The sequence below is a fragment of the Mariniflexile litorale genome (assembly GCF_031128465.2).
GTDB classification, from domain to species: domain Bacteria; phylum Bacteroidota; class Bacteroidia; order Flavobacteriales; family Flavobacteriaceae; genus Mariniflexile; species Mariniflexile litorale.
Map to the genome: position 1 here is coordinate 2,135,491 of NZ_CP155618.1, position 15,312 is coordinate 2,150,802.

General features: G+C 33.5%; 9 protein-coding genes. 6 read left to right on the forward strand and 3 right to left on the reverse strand.

Going from position 1 to position 15,312, the window contains the following annotated elements:
• Positions 1–119 precede the first annotated feature (119 nt).
• From QLS71_RS08975 to QLS71_RS08985, 3 genes are all read right to left on the reverse strand, one after another.
• Positions 120–1,199, reverse strand: a complete 1,080-nt coding sequence (locus QLS71_RS08975; protein WP_308991101.1) for a hypothetical protein — start codon at positions 1,197–1,199, stop codon at positions 120–122.
• Positions 1,200–1,226: 27 nt separating this feature from the next.
• Positions 1,227–2,591, reverse strand: coding sequence for a glycoside hydrolase family 28 protein (locus QLS71_RS08980; protein ID WP_308991100.1), 1,365 nt, complete (start codon positions 2,589–2,591; stop codon positions 1,227–1,229).
• Positions 2,592–2,870: 279 nt separating this feature from the next.
• On the reverse strand, positions 2,871–3,464 hold the full coding sequence (locus QLS71_RS08985; protein ID WP_308991099.1) for an RNA polymerase sigma-70 factor: 594 nt from the start codon (positions 3,462–3,464) through the stop codon (positions 2,871–2,873).
• A gap of 108 nt (positions 3,465–3,572) precedes the next feature.
• Here QLS71_RS08985 and QLS71_RS08990 point away from each other — a divergent pair, with 108 nt between their 5' ends.
• The 6 genes from QLS71_RS08990 to QLS71_RS09015 all read left to right on the forward strand — a co-directional run bounded on the left by QLS71_RS08990 (position 3,573) and on the right by QLS71_RS09015 (position 15,305).
• The gene (locus QLS71_RS08990; protein WP_308991098.1) at positions 3,573–4,736 is read left to right on the forward strand and encodes a FecR domain-containing protein; all 1,164 of its coding nucleotides are present in this window, start codon (positions 3,573–3,575) and stop codon (positions 4,734–4,736) included.
• A gap of 153 nt (positions 4,737–4,889) precedes the next feature.
• On the forward strand, positions 4,890–8,327 hold the full coding sequence (locus QLS71_RS08995) for a TonB-dependent receptor (protein WP_308991097.1): 3,438 nt from the start codon (positions 4,890–4,892) through the stop codon (positions 8,325–8,327).
• 50 nt (positions 8,328–8,377) lie between these two features.
• Positions 8,378–10,474, forward strand: coding sequence for a RagB/SusD family nutrient uptake outer membrane protein (locus QLS71_RS09000; RefSeq protein WP_308991096.1), 2,097 nt, complete (start codon positions 8,378–8,380; stop codon positions 10,472–10,474).
• Positions 10,475–10,633: 159 nt separating this feature from the next.
• On the forward strand, positions 10,634–12,016 hold the full coding sequence (locus QLS71_RS09005; RefSeq protein ID WP_308991095.1) for an arylsulfatase: 1,383 nt from the start codon (positions 10,634–10,636) through the stop codon (positions 12,014–12,016).
• Between the two features lie 29 nt (positions 12,017–12,045).
• Entirely contained in the window at positions 12,046–12,372 is a 327-nt protein-coding gene (gene rhaM / locus QLS71_RS09010; RefSeq protein WP_348636619.1) for an L-rhamnose mutarotase, read from the forward strand.
• 89 nt (positions 12,373–12,461) lie between these two features.
• Positions 12,462–15,305 (forward strand): sugar-binding domain-containing protein, encoded by a 2,844-nt coding sequence (locus QLS71_RS09015; protein WP_308991093.1) that lies wholly within the window; start codon positions 12,462–12,464, stop codon positions 15,303–15,305.
• Positions 15,306–15,312 lie beyond the last annotated feature (7 nt).

Genomic DNA, 15,312 nt, shown 5'->3' on the forward strand with positions numbered 1-15,312 from the left:
TTATTTGATTGAAATAAAGATTGATATATCTTAATTAGTAAAAATAGAATTTGTTATAAAAAACTCTATCCTGTGGCATCCTGTAAAGTTTTAATGTTATGTTAAGAGTTTTTATCTAATTATTTCCAAGCTAAAGAGCATTTTCCAATAGCATAAAAAGAGGTTTCATTAATTTTAGTTCTTGCTGTATAAACAATGGTAAAGCTACCATTATCTTCTTCTATGACGCAAAGCGGAGTGCGCATGGAATGATCGCCTTCTTCAACCCAAATATTAGGCTTTTTTTGCACTTTTAGGCGAATTTCTTTGCTCCAATTGACACCATCTTCAGAGATACTGTAACCTATTTCGTGATCCCCTTTTGAGTCAAAAACGGTTAAATATCTACCATCCTTCATTTTGGTCACTTGAGGATTTTCCATAAAATTATCTACTATTTTAAGTGGATTTATACCTTCAGGCATTCTATGCCAAGGCCCGTTTAGTTTATTTGAGAATGCTAAACCAGATGGCCAGGGGCCTAGAGGTGAATAATTGTGACCATCATAAAAAGCAAACCAAGTATTTCCAACTTTATATGGGTTAAATGTAGCCACAGCCTGTTGTCCTTCCCATTCTTGAGAATTTTCATCAGGTTGCATGATTACTTCCATGTCTGCATATGGGCCAGCAATACCTTCTTCACCTAAAATAACGGATTTAGCACGCCATATTTTACCAGAATAATCGCTGCCTGGTAATTCTCCCTTTTCCTCATCACCTCCTCTGTAAGCTACATAGAATAAATTCCAAGCATTTTCTTCTTCATTAAATTCCACACCCGTAGCCCAAACTTCCGATAAAGGGTTGCTGTGAGACCTTCCAGGAATACTTTCTTTTATGGTTCCTTTTCTTTCCCAATTTATAGCATCTTTACTAGTCCAATATGCAATGCGCATATCTCGGTGCGCGCGAATAAACATTTCGTTAACGAACATATGGTAAGTGCCATTTAATTTAACAACCTGCCCTGTTTCAAAACCAGAGAGATTTTTAGTCGCTAAAACATCGGGGTGATTATAGTTAACAACTGGTTTTTGATGATCTGATACAACATATAAACTTTGTGCAAAACAAGTTGAGGTTGTTGCAACGAAAATCATAAGATATAATGAAAAGGTTTTTGCAATTTTATTACTGTCTGTGAAAATTTTATGCATTCGATTTATATTTTATATTAATTCTTTTTATTTTTCTTCAAAGTTTAAAACATTCTCATGGATGTGTTTCTGATTGGTAATAGAATCGACCACTACATTGTTTAAGAAAATATTTTTTATAGGAAGCTCTTCTTGTCCAAAAATACGTGATAGATATTGAGTTTTGGTTGCTCTTATATTTTTTAAATAAACATCTGTAATAGGCGTTAATTTTTTTTCTATCGTAGGAACTAAATCTCGCCATTGGTATAGCACATCGGTTTCAATACCCAGCACCCCATTTTCAATACTTCCAGCTGTTATGTTTTCAACAAAAATATTTTTGACATAACCACCTCGGCGTTCGTTTGTTTTTATAAATACCAAATGAAACATTTTTGCTCCGTCAACCACATTACAGTTTTCAACAAAAACATTTTCAATACCACCAGATAACTCGCTACCTATGGCTAATAATTGGTGACCATTTTTCATAGTGCAATTTCGCATCACTATATTTTTTGATGGGGTATTTAGTCTCCAAGCGTCTTGGTTTCTACCCGATTTTACTGCAATGGCATCGTCACCTTGGTCAAAAATACAATTCTCGATTAAGATATTTTGACTCATTTCTGGGTCTACACCATCATTGTTATGTCCGTGTGCTTTAACTTTAATATTGCGAATAACCACATCTTTTGAAAGGTAAGGGTGAATGGTCCAGAACGGACTGTTTTCAATAGAAACACCTTCAAGCAAAATATTTTTACTACGATTAAATTGTATAAAATGTGGACGGAAATTTGCAGTATCGTTAACCATCTGGCGTGCTTCTACTGGTTTGTTATAAGATGCTAAGTTATAAAGTCTTTTTAAGCTGTTCATGTGTGGTTTTGGGCGTGCAAACCATTTTTCCCATACATCCATTTTAGCTTTTAATTTACCTTCGCCTGTAATGGCAATATTTTCACATCCATAAGCATAAATTAGGGGTGAATAGTTGTAGCATTCCATACCTTCCCAAGTGGTGTGTACAGGAGGTAAGTAGTCGCTTGGCTTTTCAGAAAAAAGTAAGAGAGCTCCTTTATTTAAATGTAAATTAACGTTGCTTTTAAAATGAATTTTTTTTGTAAGCCATTCACCTTTGGGAATTATAACGATTCCACCTCCTATTTTATTTGCTTCAGTAATTGCGTTAGAAATGGCTTTGGATATGAGCTCTTTATCGCCTTGTATTGCTCCGAAATCTGTAATTAAAAATTGCTTACAGTTACTAAAGTCGGGAACTTTAATAGGAGGCATTTCAAATGGTGCATTTACTTTTATTTCGATTATTTTAATCTTATTTTCTTCCTTTTTACATGAAAAAACAATTAAAATTAGAATAAGTAAGAATGATTTATTCCCTTTCATAGGTTAGTACTTTTAGTATTTAGTAAAAATAGTATCTAACTTAATAAATGCTATCCTGTAGCATCCTGTTTGGATTTAATTATTCAATTTTTAAACAACAACTTGGTTAAAAGCGAGGTGCCATAAAAAAATCTATCAGCAATTAGTTAGCTATGGGGCTCTGTATTTTCCTTTACAAGAAGAAGGTAAATGGAATCATCACATTTATAAATCATTAAAGATGATTCTCGATGAATATTTTGGACACGAGGTTGATTATAATAGAGAAAAACACCTTGTTTATTTAACTTGATTCATTTCTTTTTTAAAATCATAAAGCAAAAATAGAATAGCATCAATTTGAGGGTTTAATTTATCTGCGAGGACTTTAAATGCTCTGGTCATATGTCCTTCAACTGTTTTTATAGATATATTTAAATATTCAGATATTTCAATATGTGTTAAACCATCCTTTTTATTAAGTATAAAAATTTCTCTGCATTTTGGAGGCAAGTTCATAATTTCTTTATTTACCAACTGAGTTAATTCGTTCAAATCTTCATAATCATTTTCAACTACCAAATCAAGGGCTTCTAAATACTTCTTCTCTAAATAAATTACTGGCTTATTTTTTCTAAATTGATCTATAAATTGGTTGTAAACTGATTTATAAACATAATTTTTAATAATAAAATGAGAATTAATATTTTTTTTATTCATCCATACTTTTACAAAAACATTTTGAACAATATCTTCAGCTTTACCTTTATCATGAGTTAATGTAAAAGCATAGCGACATAAACTTTTATAATAGGTCTCCATTAAAAAATCGTAAGCTTTTGTATTGCCTAGTTTTAATTGTGTTGCTAATGTAAGGTTATTGTTGAAATCCAATTTTTTTTGCGATTTTTCATTAAATGTGCAAACAAATCTAAAAAAAAATATCAAATAAATAGAGGGGTAAGAAAAATTAGTGCGTAATTAATAATAGAAACATGTGAAATGAAGAAGTCTAAAGCACGTAAAATAATAGTTAAATTCCTTAATAAGGAAGCTGCGTCACATGAATTGGATAAATTAAATAAGTGGTTAAAAAACAAAAAAAACCAAACTGACTTTAACCATTTTGTAAAGGCAGAATATTTAACGATAGCTTGTATGAGTGATTATGATTTGCAAGAAGCAAAAAAAAATATATACAGAAAACTTAAAAAAGTTGAGAAAACACGTAGAATAGTCATTTATAAAAAGATTGCTGTTGCAGCTTCTTTTACGCTGTTATTTACATTGGGTTTAATACAAATTAATAAAAAAGAAAAAGGTATTATACAAACTGAAACCATAGAAATTGGTTCTAGCAAAGCCATTCTTACCCTAGAAAATGGTAACCAAGTTAGTCTTGAAAAAGGAAAATTATATGCCAATGAAAAAGTGAATAGTAATGGAGAAGAACTCTTATACATTGCATCTGTAGGATCTCAAACTAAAGATAACAACGAGGAGCCTTCGTACAATTACTTAGCTATTCCTAGAGGAGGAAAGTTTTTTATTAAGCTTGTAGATGGTACAAAAGTATGGTTGAATTCTGAATCTAAAATAAAATATCCAACAAGATTTATTAAAGGTGAAACACGTATGGTTGAATTGTTATATGGTGAAGCTTATTTTGAAGTATCACCAAGTACAAAACATAATGGAGATGCATTTAAAGTAATCACTAAAAATCAAGAAGTTAATGTATTAGGTACAGAATTTAATATAAAAGCCTATAGCGACGAAGATGAAATTGCTACAACCTTAGTAAATGGTAGTGTTGAAATTAATAATGGAAAGGTGAAAAAGACTATAAAACCTAATCAACAGTCTGTACTAAATAGCAAAAACCCTAGTTTAATAAAAATAGTAGAAATAGACGCAGCACAAGAAACCTCTTGGGTTAAAGATGTTTTTTCTTTTAATGAAGAAACCTTAGGAGAAATGATGCAGGTTTTATCTCGGTGGTATAATGTTGATGTTGTTTTTGAAACAGCAGAACGAAAAAATTATGTGTTTACGGGAGTCTTAGAACGTACCAAATCTATTCATGATATTTTAAAACTTATAGAAGGTACGAGTGAAGAGGATATAAAATTTGAAATTAACCAAAAAATAATTATAGTAAAATAAAAAAGGAAAAGGCTACACGTTCGAAGGTAATAGCCTTATTCCAAGTCGATTAATCAATTAAAACCAAGTTTAACTAAAAACCAAGACAAAATTATGAAAATTAATTTTACTAGGGAGAGATCCTGTAAAAAGGATTTACTCCTAAAATCTATTATGAGAACATTTATCTTCTTATGTTGTACAATTTCATTCGCCTTTGGGTCTAAAGAGGCATTTTCGCAGAATACTGAAATCATAATTGATTCAGATATGACCTTAAATGTCAAACAATTATTTAGGCTCATAAATGAACAAACCGATTACAAGTTTGTTTATAGGCATGATTTGATAAAAAAAGCTCCCGAATTATCGTTAAAAAAAGGAGTTATTAAAGCTGGTACCTTATTGAATAAATTTTTAGATCCAATAAATTTCACCTTTGAATTCACTAAAAATCAAACTGTAATTGTAAAAAGAAAACTTGTTGCTTTAAAGGATAATTTAGATTCTAATTCGAAAACAGCTCCTCAAATGCAAATTAGTGGAAATGTAACAGATATGAACAATATCCCGTTGCCAGGAGTAAATATTATAATTAAAAACACGAAGATCGGTGCACAAACAGATTTTGATGGTAGTTTTACTATGAAAGCTAATACCGGAGATGTTTTAGTGTTTTCTTATGTTGGAATGAAGACGACTGAAATGATAGTAGATTCTAAATCTACTTATAATGTCATTATGGAAGAAGATGCATCTCAATTAGAAGAAGTAGTGGTAGTAGGCTACGGAACCCAAAAAAAATCCGATGTTACTGGTGCCGTTTCGAGCGTGAGTGCTGAAGAGCTAATGATACAACCAGTAAACAACGTTTTTGAAGCTTTACAGGGGAAAGCCGCTGGTGTGGATATTACGAGTAGCCAGCGTCCTGGAACTGTAGGTTCTATTCGTATTCGTGGTAACCGCTCTTTGACCGCAAGCAACTCGCCTCTTTATGTTGTGGATGGTGTGCCGTTAATGTCAAGTTTAGGAATTGAAACTTTAAACCCACGAGATATTGAATCTATTGATGTACTGAAAGATGCTTCTGCTACAGCAATTTACGGATCACGTGGTGCTAATGGTGTTATTATCGTAACAACCAAACAAGGTAAAGTAGGACAATTCCGTTTAAATTATTCTGGAACGGTTACCACATCTAATATTGTTGATAGATCACCATCAATGAGTGCTGCCGATTTTATTGAATTTCGTCGTTGGGCTGCTTACAATCTAGACTCAAATACTTATGCGCATCCAGATTCTCCTACCTTAGCAAATGACACATTTATTTTTGATAGTGGTTTGGATGGTCAAACTTCCAGAGATAATGTGTTAAAAGGATGGGAAAATGGCACTTGGGATCCATCTAAAGTTACCAATACCGATTGGACAGACTTTGTAACACAAACAGCTATTACTAGCGAACATACCATAAGTGCTAGTGGTGGAACAGAAAAAATGAAAGCTTACGGTTCCTTTGGATATTTAAATAATGAAGGTACACAGAGAGGACAGTATTATGACCGTTATACTGCAAAGCTTAGTACAACAATAGACCCTGTTGATTGGTTTACATTAAACGCTTCAATGAATGTGTCATGGAGTGAACAGGATTATGGTATGTCTACTTTAGGTGGTCGTAGTGGCTCTGTGCCCGATGCCATATATGGTACTGCTAAAGCTATTTATAACATGGCAGTTCCTTATGATATTAATGGTGATTTAGTTATTAACCCAGGAGGTGAAACGGGTATTTACACCATTACAGATGAATGGAACAAAAGTACTCAACTGTCGCAATCCATGCGTGCTTTGGGTAGCTTCTCTGCGACATTCGATATAGGTAAAATAATAGATGCTTTAGAAGGTCTTAGTTATAAAATAAACTTTGGCCCCGATTTTCGTCATTGGAGAGAAGGTGTTTATATTGATGGGACATCGGCTCATAAAATAAATGCTGATGGAAGCGAAGGAACTAATTATGCACGACTTCAAAATCGTCGCGATTTTTCTTGGACTTTAGATAATATGTTAACTTATAATCGCACATTTGCGGATGTTCATAAAGTTGGTGTTACATTGCTTCAAACAGCATCATCTTGGAATATTGAAAGTTCATCGATGAGTGCTAACAATGTTCCTAAAAAATCAATATTATGGAATAGATTTGGCTCGATAGATATTAATAATACTGCTAACAACGCTAGTTTTGGTTCTGGTATAAATGAGCGCCAACTTAACTCTTATATGGCGCGTTTAAATTATGGTTTTGATAACCGTTATTTATTAACAGTATCCGGTAGATGGGATGGAGCTTCGCAATTAGCAGAAGGAAATCAATGGGACTTTTTCCCTTCAGCAGCATTAGCATGGCGTATGGATCAAGAAAACTTTCTAAAAAGTGTAGATTGGATTCAAAACCTAAAACTTCGTTTAGGGTTTGGAACAACTGGTAACTCATCAGTTGACCCTTATTCAACAAAAGGAAATATTTCTTCAATCTATCTTCCGTTTAATGGGCTAGACAACCAAATTGGTTACACTACCAACGAACCTTACTATACTAGAGACCAAACGGCATTGGCTAATAAGCTACTTAGCTGGGAAAAAACAACGCAATATAACATTGGTGTTGATTTTAGCCTATTTAATAACCGAGTTAGTGGTAGTCTTGATACTTATAGATCGTTTACAAAAGATTTAATAATGGAGATGAAAATACCTACAGTAACAGGTCACCCAAACACTTTTGCAAATATTGGTAAAACAAAAAATCAAGGGGTCGAACTTACGCTTAATTTTACTCCAATAGAAACTGTAAGTGGATTTACTTGGGATTCTAATATAAATGTTGCTTGGCAAAAAGACGAAATTGAAGAATTGGCCTATGGTAAAAACGATATGTTGGATAACTCATGGTTTATAGGCGAATCTTTAAACGTTTATTATGGTTTTGAAAATGAAGGTATTTGGCAAAATACACCTGAAGATTTAGCTGAAATGGCTTTATGGAATGATAATGGTGAGAATTTCACACCTGGTAATGTACGCCCAAAAGATCAAGATGGCGACTATGAAATGACAATTGAAGATCGTGTTATATTAGGCAATAGAAGCCCTAAATGGACCATGGGTTGGAATAATACATTTTCTTATAATGGCATTGAATTAAGTATGAATACTTACTCACGCTTAGGCTACACAGCTTCATTAGGAGGAGAGGCCATGACTGCTCACAGCAACCAACGAGAAGTTGATTATTGGACACCAGATAACCCTAATGCAGAATTTCAAAAACCTATTCTTGGTCAAGCTACATCAGGTTCTCAAGATAAGTACTCAGGTCTTTTAGGGTTCACCAAAGCTTCATTTGTAAAAATCCGTAATATCTCATTAGGGTATAACTTCTCCAAAGAATTTTGTTCTAAAAATGGGTTGGGAAATCTAAAAATTTATGCACAGGCTATAAACCCTGGAAGCATATACCAATCTGTTGATTGGTATGATTTTGATGTGAGCTCATCAATATTCAACCGTAGTTTTACAGTAGGAATTGATATTGGAATTTAATTAACAATACATTATATCAAGCATAATGCATAACATTTAAAATTATAAAAATGAATAAAATAAAACATACAAGAATTGGACTTTTGATAATGATTTCATTGTCAATTAACTCCTGTGCAAAAGACTTTCTTGAAGAAGAGGATACAACGCGATATTCGACAGAATACTTCGAAACAGCTGAAGGAATTGAAGCCTTGGCTGTATCCCTTTATGGCAACATCCGTTGGCATTTTGGATATGAATGGGCTTATGGAACCACCCTTTATGGAACCGACGAATTCACAAATGCCAATGATTTAACGAATGAATTATGGAACACCTACGATAGTCGTTTTGGACCATTAGGAGCATCCCCTGAAACAGGAGCAGCTAACAAAAATGTGACATCTCCTAGTGATCTTTGGGATCAATTGTATTATGGCATTGCCTCTTGTAATACCATAATAGCAAACGCTAACAAAATAAGTAATGATGAAATACGCAACCGCAGTTTAGCCCATGCCTATTTTTTACGCGGCTACAACTACTATCGTTTAACAGCGCAATACGGAGGTGTGGTTCTTCAAACAGAACCTGCCAAAGGAGTTATTCGTAATTTTGAACGTGCAAGCGAAGAAGCATGTTGGGAACAAGTTATTTCGGATTTACGTAACGCTTATACTCATTTTGAAGGTGAAATTTTTACTTATGGTAAAGGCATTACATGGACTAAAGCTACTGCAGCTCATTTCCTTGCAAAAGCACTATTATTCCGTTCTTCTGAGCGAAATGATTCATGGAATAGTTCATATAAAGTAGCTGATTTTAATGAAGCCATTGATGTGTGTACTTACGCTATTAATGCTCGTGGACCATTAACAAATAATTACAGTGACCTATATGCTAATTGGACAGGTATTGACTGTCCAAACGAACAGCTTGATGAAATATTAATGGCTGCTGGTCATAATGCAGATGAGGCCACTAAAGGTCGTTTTGGAAACCGTACCTATAATTATTTTACGCCACAATTTTCAAGTTTTTCTGGAGGTTGGGTTAAACGTGGCGTATGGATTGGTGGTATGGATTTTCAACGTTGTCGCCCTACTGAGTATACCTACTCTGTTTTTAACCATGTAGATGATGCGCGTATGTGGAAAACATTTAAAACCGTTTATGGAACTAACAATGTTGTTAATAATGCTTTAGGTGTAAACGCTGGAGATCCAGGTATTATAATGATTTTAAATACCAAAGATGATCATACTTATGATGGCTATACTTTTGGTGCCTACGTACAAAGTCCAAATTGGAAAGATGATAATAGTCGTTTGCCAGAATGGACTGTAGGATCACGTCAAACAAAATCATCTGGGAATTTAACAAGTCAAGTAGGGAAATATGTTCCAAATGTTTCGGTGCTATATCAAAATGGTCAGTATGTAGCTCCTAATTTCAAGAATCAATCTATTTGTAATTTCTTCGCAGGAATTAATAAAACAGATGATGGTTCACGTACTGCTGAAAAAGGGGACGCACATCGTGATGTTACCATGGCGCGTCTTAGCGAAACCTATCTTCTGCGTGCAGAATGCTACGTTCGTTTGGGACAATATGGAAATGCCATGAGCGATATAAACGTTGTTCGAAACCGTGCACAATGGAAATCAGGAGAAAATAGATCATTTTATAGTGATGGTTCACAAGCGTTTGAAAATAATACGTTAAATACTGGATCAGCCGCTACTAATTACACCAATTCGAATTTAAATATGAATACATATTATTTATCGAATCCTACTCTTCCTGTTACTACAGCTGCATCAAACTTAGAATTAACAGCGTTCCCCAATAACTTGCCAGCTGAAGATGAGGACGTTCTTTCTAAAATAGGAGCTACAACAGATTACGACCGTGCATTGAATTTTATTCTAAATGAACGTACTCGTGAATTGCTGGGAGAATGGCAACGTTGGGAAACATTATCTCGTACAGGAACTTTAATTAAACGAGCAAAAGCTTTTAACCCAGAAGCAGTTAATATTACTGCTAATAAACACGAACTTCGTCCAATTCCTCAAACATTTATTGACGGATTGCTAAATGACGATGGAAATAATTTATCTGACGAACAAAAAGCCGCTTGGCAAAACCCAGGATATAACTAAAAGTAAGTTTTTTTGATTATTCATAACGCTATAGTAAATTTTACTATAGCGTTTTTTATGTCATAAAAGAGGTACAGTATAGTACAGGACACAAATAAAAATTTAAACCAATATCTTTGAGATTATACCAAATATGACCTTATTCAAAAATAATTTTAAATGAAGTTTTTAAAGTATGTTTTTTGCGTTTATATAATTAGTATTCTAAGTGCTTGTAAAAACTTAGAAAATAAAACAGCTACGTTGCAACAAGGTGTCAATGTTTTAATAATCATCGCCGATGACGCTGGTTGGAATGATGTAGGCTACAATGGCTCTGAAATCAATACTCCCAATATTGATTGGTTAGCAAATAACGGAGTGCAACTTAATAGGTTTTATGCAAACCCAACGTGTTCACCTTCTCGTGTATCATTGTTAACAGGTATGCCTGCTAGTAGAATTGGTATTGTTGCCCCAATTAGCGGTAAAAGCAAAAAAACATTGCCAGATTCAATAACAACCTTACCTCAGGCATTAAAAAAACACAATTATGAAAATGCTCTAATAGGTAAATGGCATTTAGGGTTAGATATCGCAAACGGACCTAATGCATTCGGTTTTGATTATTCTTATGGTTTTTTACATGGGCAAATAGATCAATATACGCATGTGTACAAAAATGGTGATAAAAGCTGGTATAGAAATGATGCTTTTATAGAGGAGGAAGGACATGCTACGGATTTAATTACAAATGAAGCCATTAACTGGTTAACTAAAAAGCGAGACACAACCAAAAATTTTTATCTCCAACTTGCCTATAGTGCTCCCCATTATCCATTACAAGAGGAAGAGAAATGGAAGGCACCATATTTAAAGAGTATTGAAAATGATTCTCGCAGAGATTATGCAGCGGCCATGTCTCACTTAGATGAAGCTATTGGAAACGTTATGGAAGCGCTAAAACAATCAAAACTTGATGAAAATACTTTAGTTATATTTTTAAGTGACAATGGAGCGCAAAAAGAATGGTATCCAACCAAAGAATATGATTTAAAGCATGGTCCAAATCCTGTATTAGGAAGTAACAAGCCTTTACGAGATTTTAAAAAATCTAATTATGAAGGGGCTATTCGCGTACCAGCTATAATGTACTGGAAAAATCAATTAACATCACAAATAAATACTAACTATATATCTGTTACTGATATTATGCCTACGATTCTTTCTCTTGCTGGGTCAGAAATCTCTAAGGACGTAGAGGGTGTCAATATTTGGCCTTCTGTTTTAGATGGTAATGTGGCGACGAATCATGATATATATGTTCGAGGACATATACAAGAAAGCATTATTCACCAACCATGGAAGTTGGTTAGACAACGAAATAATAAAAATCAACCAACCATTTATCAGCTATTTAATATAGATTCAGACCCTGAAGAAAAGAATAATGTTAGAGATAAACACCCTGCCGTTTTAGCCGAAATGAAGTTGTTAATTGAAGCGCAATTTGCAAAAGATGATAAACAGGTAAATGCAGGATTCAACCAAGGAGAGTATTAATTACTAACTAAAATAATTTTTTTAATATAATGAAAAAACAAAGCTATATAAATGCTTTTAAAATGAAATTAAAAGTAGGATTTGAAGAAGAGTATAAAAAAAGACATGATGTTATATGGCCTGAGCTTTCAATTTTATTATCAGAATCTGGTATCTCTAATTATTCGATCTTTTTAGATGAAGAAACCTTAACACTTTTTGCGGTTCAAAAAATAAGTAAGGACTTTGACGAAGCCTATTTGCCTAACCATCCTATCGTAAAAAAATGGTGGGCATATATGGCAGATATTATGGAAACCAATCCCGATAATTCACCTGTTACAATCCCTTTAAAAGAAGTTTTTCATTTAGATTAAAAATTAATTATTAGAAGTAAAAATTCGTATTTCTTTCCTGAAAATTAGTAATTAAACCTAACAATTCATTAAAAACACCAAAACTCATTATGTCCATACGAATACTAATAATTTGGTCTGTTTTCATTTTAAGTTGTAAAAGTAAAACTTCAAATCCAACTATAAGCCTTTCAGATAATTGGGAATATAGGCTGGATAGTGCTAACGTGGGTATAGAAAAAAAATGGTTTTTAGAAAAATTTGATAAAACTTTACAATTACCAGGATCATTACGGGATAATGACATCGGAAAGGTTCCTACTCTTAAGACTGAGTGGACAGGTTCCATTTATGATAGTACTTGGTTTTTTAACCCAACAATGAAAAAATATAGGCGAGAAGGTGATTTGAAATTTCCTTTTTGGCTAACACCAACAAAGCGGTACGTAGGTGCAGCATGGTATCAAAAGGAAGTTGATATTCCTGAAGATTGGGAGAATAAAAGTATCTCATTATTTTTAGAAAGACCACATTGGCAAACTAAAGTTTGGATAGATACGTTGTTTTTAGGAAATGAAAATAGTTTGTCTACACCACATGTTTTTACCATTAATAGTAAATTAAAACCAGGGAAGCATCTCGTTACTATTCAGGTGGATAATGCGATAAGAGATTTAGATGTTGGAATAAATTCTCATAGTATATCCGACCACACCCAGGGTAATTGGAACGGTGTTGTTGGAGATATTTACCTTGCAGTAACTAATAAATTTCACATCAATTCAGTAAAAATTATACCAAGTGTTAAAGAATCAAAAGTTTCTGCTAAAATTAGTCTAAGTGAAAAACTTCTGAATAGACAAGCGAAGCTGTCTATCAAAATCGAAGGTGTAAATCACAAACATTCTATAGAGTCACAAGATTTTGAAATTGTAAATTCAGAAAACGATATGACAGTTGCAATTCCAATGGGAAAAGCGTTTAAAACATGGAGTGAATTTAATCCAAATCTTTATAAAATGACTGTAACATTACAAGATGAAAATGATGTTCTTGATGTGAAAAATGAAATTTTTGGAATGCGAGACTTTGGTATTAAGGAAAAAAAGTTTACGATCAATGGTACGCCTATATTTCTTCGAGGTACAACAGATTGTAGTGTTTTTCCAAAAACAGGATACCCACCAACTAATGAAAAAGAATGGGCCCGCATTTTTAAAATATGTAAATCCTTTGGATTAAACCATATGCGCTTTCATTCATATTGTCCTCCAGAAGCTGCTTTTTTAGCTGCAGATAAAGCTGGTATTTATTTGCAGGTAGAAGGGCCCAGTTGGGCAAAATACTCTGTTACATTAGGTGACGGAAAGCCAATTGACAACTATTTAATGGACGAAACAAAACGTATCATTGATACATATGGGAATCATCCATCTTTCTGCATGATGGCTTATGGGAATGAACCCTCAGGTCATTATGTTGGGTATTTAGAAAATTGGGTAGATCATTTTAGAACCTATGATCCTCAGCGTGTTTTTACAGGGGCTTCTACTGGAAGAAGTTGGGCCATTATCGAAAATAGTGATTTTATAGTACGTTCTCCACCGCGTGGTTTAGAATGGAAAAGGACGCAACCTGAAAGTGTTTTTGATTATAGGGATAAAACCGAAAACCAAAACAGACCTTATGTGACTTTTGAAATGGGACAATGGTGTGCATTTCCAAATTTTAAAGAAATTGAAAAATATACAGGTGTTTTAAAAGCAAAAAACTTCGAATTATTTAAAGAAGATCTTGCTGATAATGGTATGGGCGATCAAGCTCATGATTTTTTAATGGCATCAGGAAAATTACAAGCTTCATGCTATAAACAAGAAATCGAAGCAACATTAAGAACTCCTAATTTGGCAGGGTTTCAGCTTTTAGGGTTAAATGATTTTTCGGGTCAAGGGACTGCCTTAGTAGGTGTTTTAGATGCTTTTTGGGATGAAAAAGGATATATTTCAGCCGAAGAGTTTAAAGCGTTTAACAACCAAGTTGTACCATTGCTCCGGTTACCAAAATTCACTTTCAGTACTACAGAATTATTGACAGCGTCTGTTGAGGTTGCTAATTTTAGTGGAACAGAACTTACAGAATTGAAACCACAGTGGCAATTATCAAATGAGGAGCATACCATCATAAAATCAGGTTTTTTAGATAATAATGCGATTCCTATAGGAAATGGTAATCCTATCGGAAATATAAATCTTCCTTTAAATTTCATAAGAAAAGCAGAAAAACTAACGCTAAAAGTAACACTTGGATCGTATTCAAACCAATGGAACATCTGGGTGTACCCTGAAGATAACTCTAAAATCAGGATCCCTGAAGTTTACATCTGTAATGAGTTAGATCAAAAAGCTATTGATAAACTTAAAAATGGAGAAAAGGTTTTATTATTGGCTTCTGGTAATATAGAAAATGGTAAAGATGTGGTGCAATATTTTACACCCGTATTTTGGAACACATCTTGGTTTAAAATGAGACCTCCTCATACAACAGGATTATTAATAAAAGATAAACATCCTGTTTTTAAAAATTTTCCAACTGATTATTATTCTGATTTTCAATGGTGGGAAATAGTGAACAATCAGCAGGTTATGAATTTAGAAAACTTCCCGTCTAATTTTAGACCTATTGTACAGCCTATAGATACATGGTTTCTAAATCGTAAATTGGGAATGCTTTTTGAAGCTAATGTACATAAAGGCAAGCTTATAGTATGTAGTGTTAATTTAAATGAAAAAAGCAAAAAAGGAATCGTGTCTCAACAGTTGTATAAAAGTATTTTACAATATATGACATCGGATGCATTTAAACCGAAAGACGCTATTTCAACAGAGGTAATTCAAGAACTGTTTGAAAAAAAGAATAGAAAAGTGTGGAATTCATACACCAAAGAAAACCCTTAACATGAGA

Excerpts from the sequence above, each read along its gene's own strand:
- QLS71_RS08975 (WP_308991101.1), bottom strand. The coding sequence starts at position 1,199 with ATGCATAAAATTTTCACAGACAGTAATAAAATTGCAAAAACCTTTTCA.
- QLS71_RS08980 (WP_308991100.1), bottom strand. The coding sequence starts at position 2,591 with ATGAAAGGGAATAAATCATTCTTACTTATTCTAATTTTAATTGTTTTT.
- QLS71_RS08990 (WP_308991098.1), top strand. The coding sequence starts at position 3,573 with ATGAAGAAGTCTAAAGCACGTAAAATAATAGTTAAATTCCTTAATAAG.
- QLS71_RS08995 (WP_308991097.1), top strand. The coding sequence starts at position 4,890 with ATGAGAACATTTATCTTCTTATGTTGTACAATTTCATTCGCCTTTGGG.
- QLS71_RS09000 (WP_308991096.1), top strand. The coding sequence starts at position 8,378 with ATGAATAAAATAAAACATACAAGAATTGGACTTTTGATAATGATTTCA.
- QLS71_RS09005 (WP_308991095.1), top strand. The coding sequence starts at position 10,634 with ATGAAGTTTTTAAAGTATGTTTTTTGCGTTTATATAATTAGTATTCTA.
- rhaM (WP_348636619.1), top strand. The coding sequence starts at position 12,046 with ATGAAAAAACAAAGCTATATAAATGCTTTTAAAATGAAATTAAAAGTA.
- QLS71_RS09015 (WP_308991093.1), top strand. The coding sequence starts at position 12,462 with ATGTCCATACGAATACTAATAATTTGGTCTGTTTTCATTTTAAGTTGT.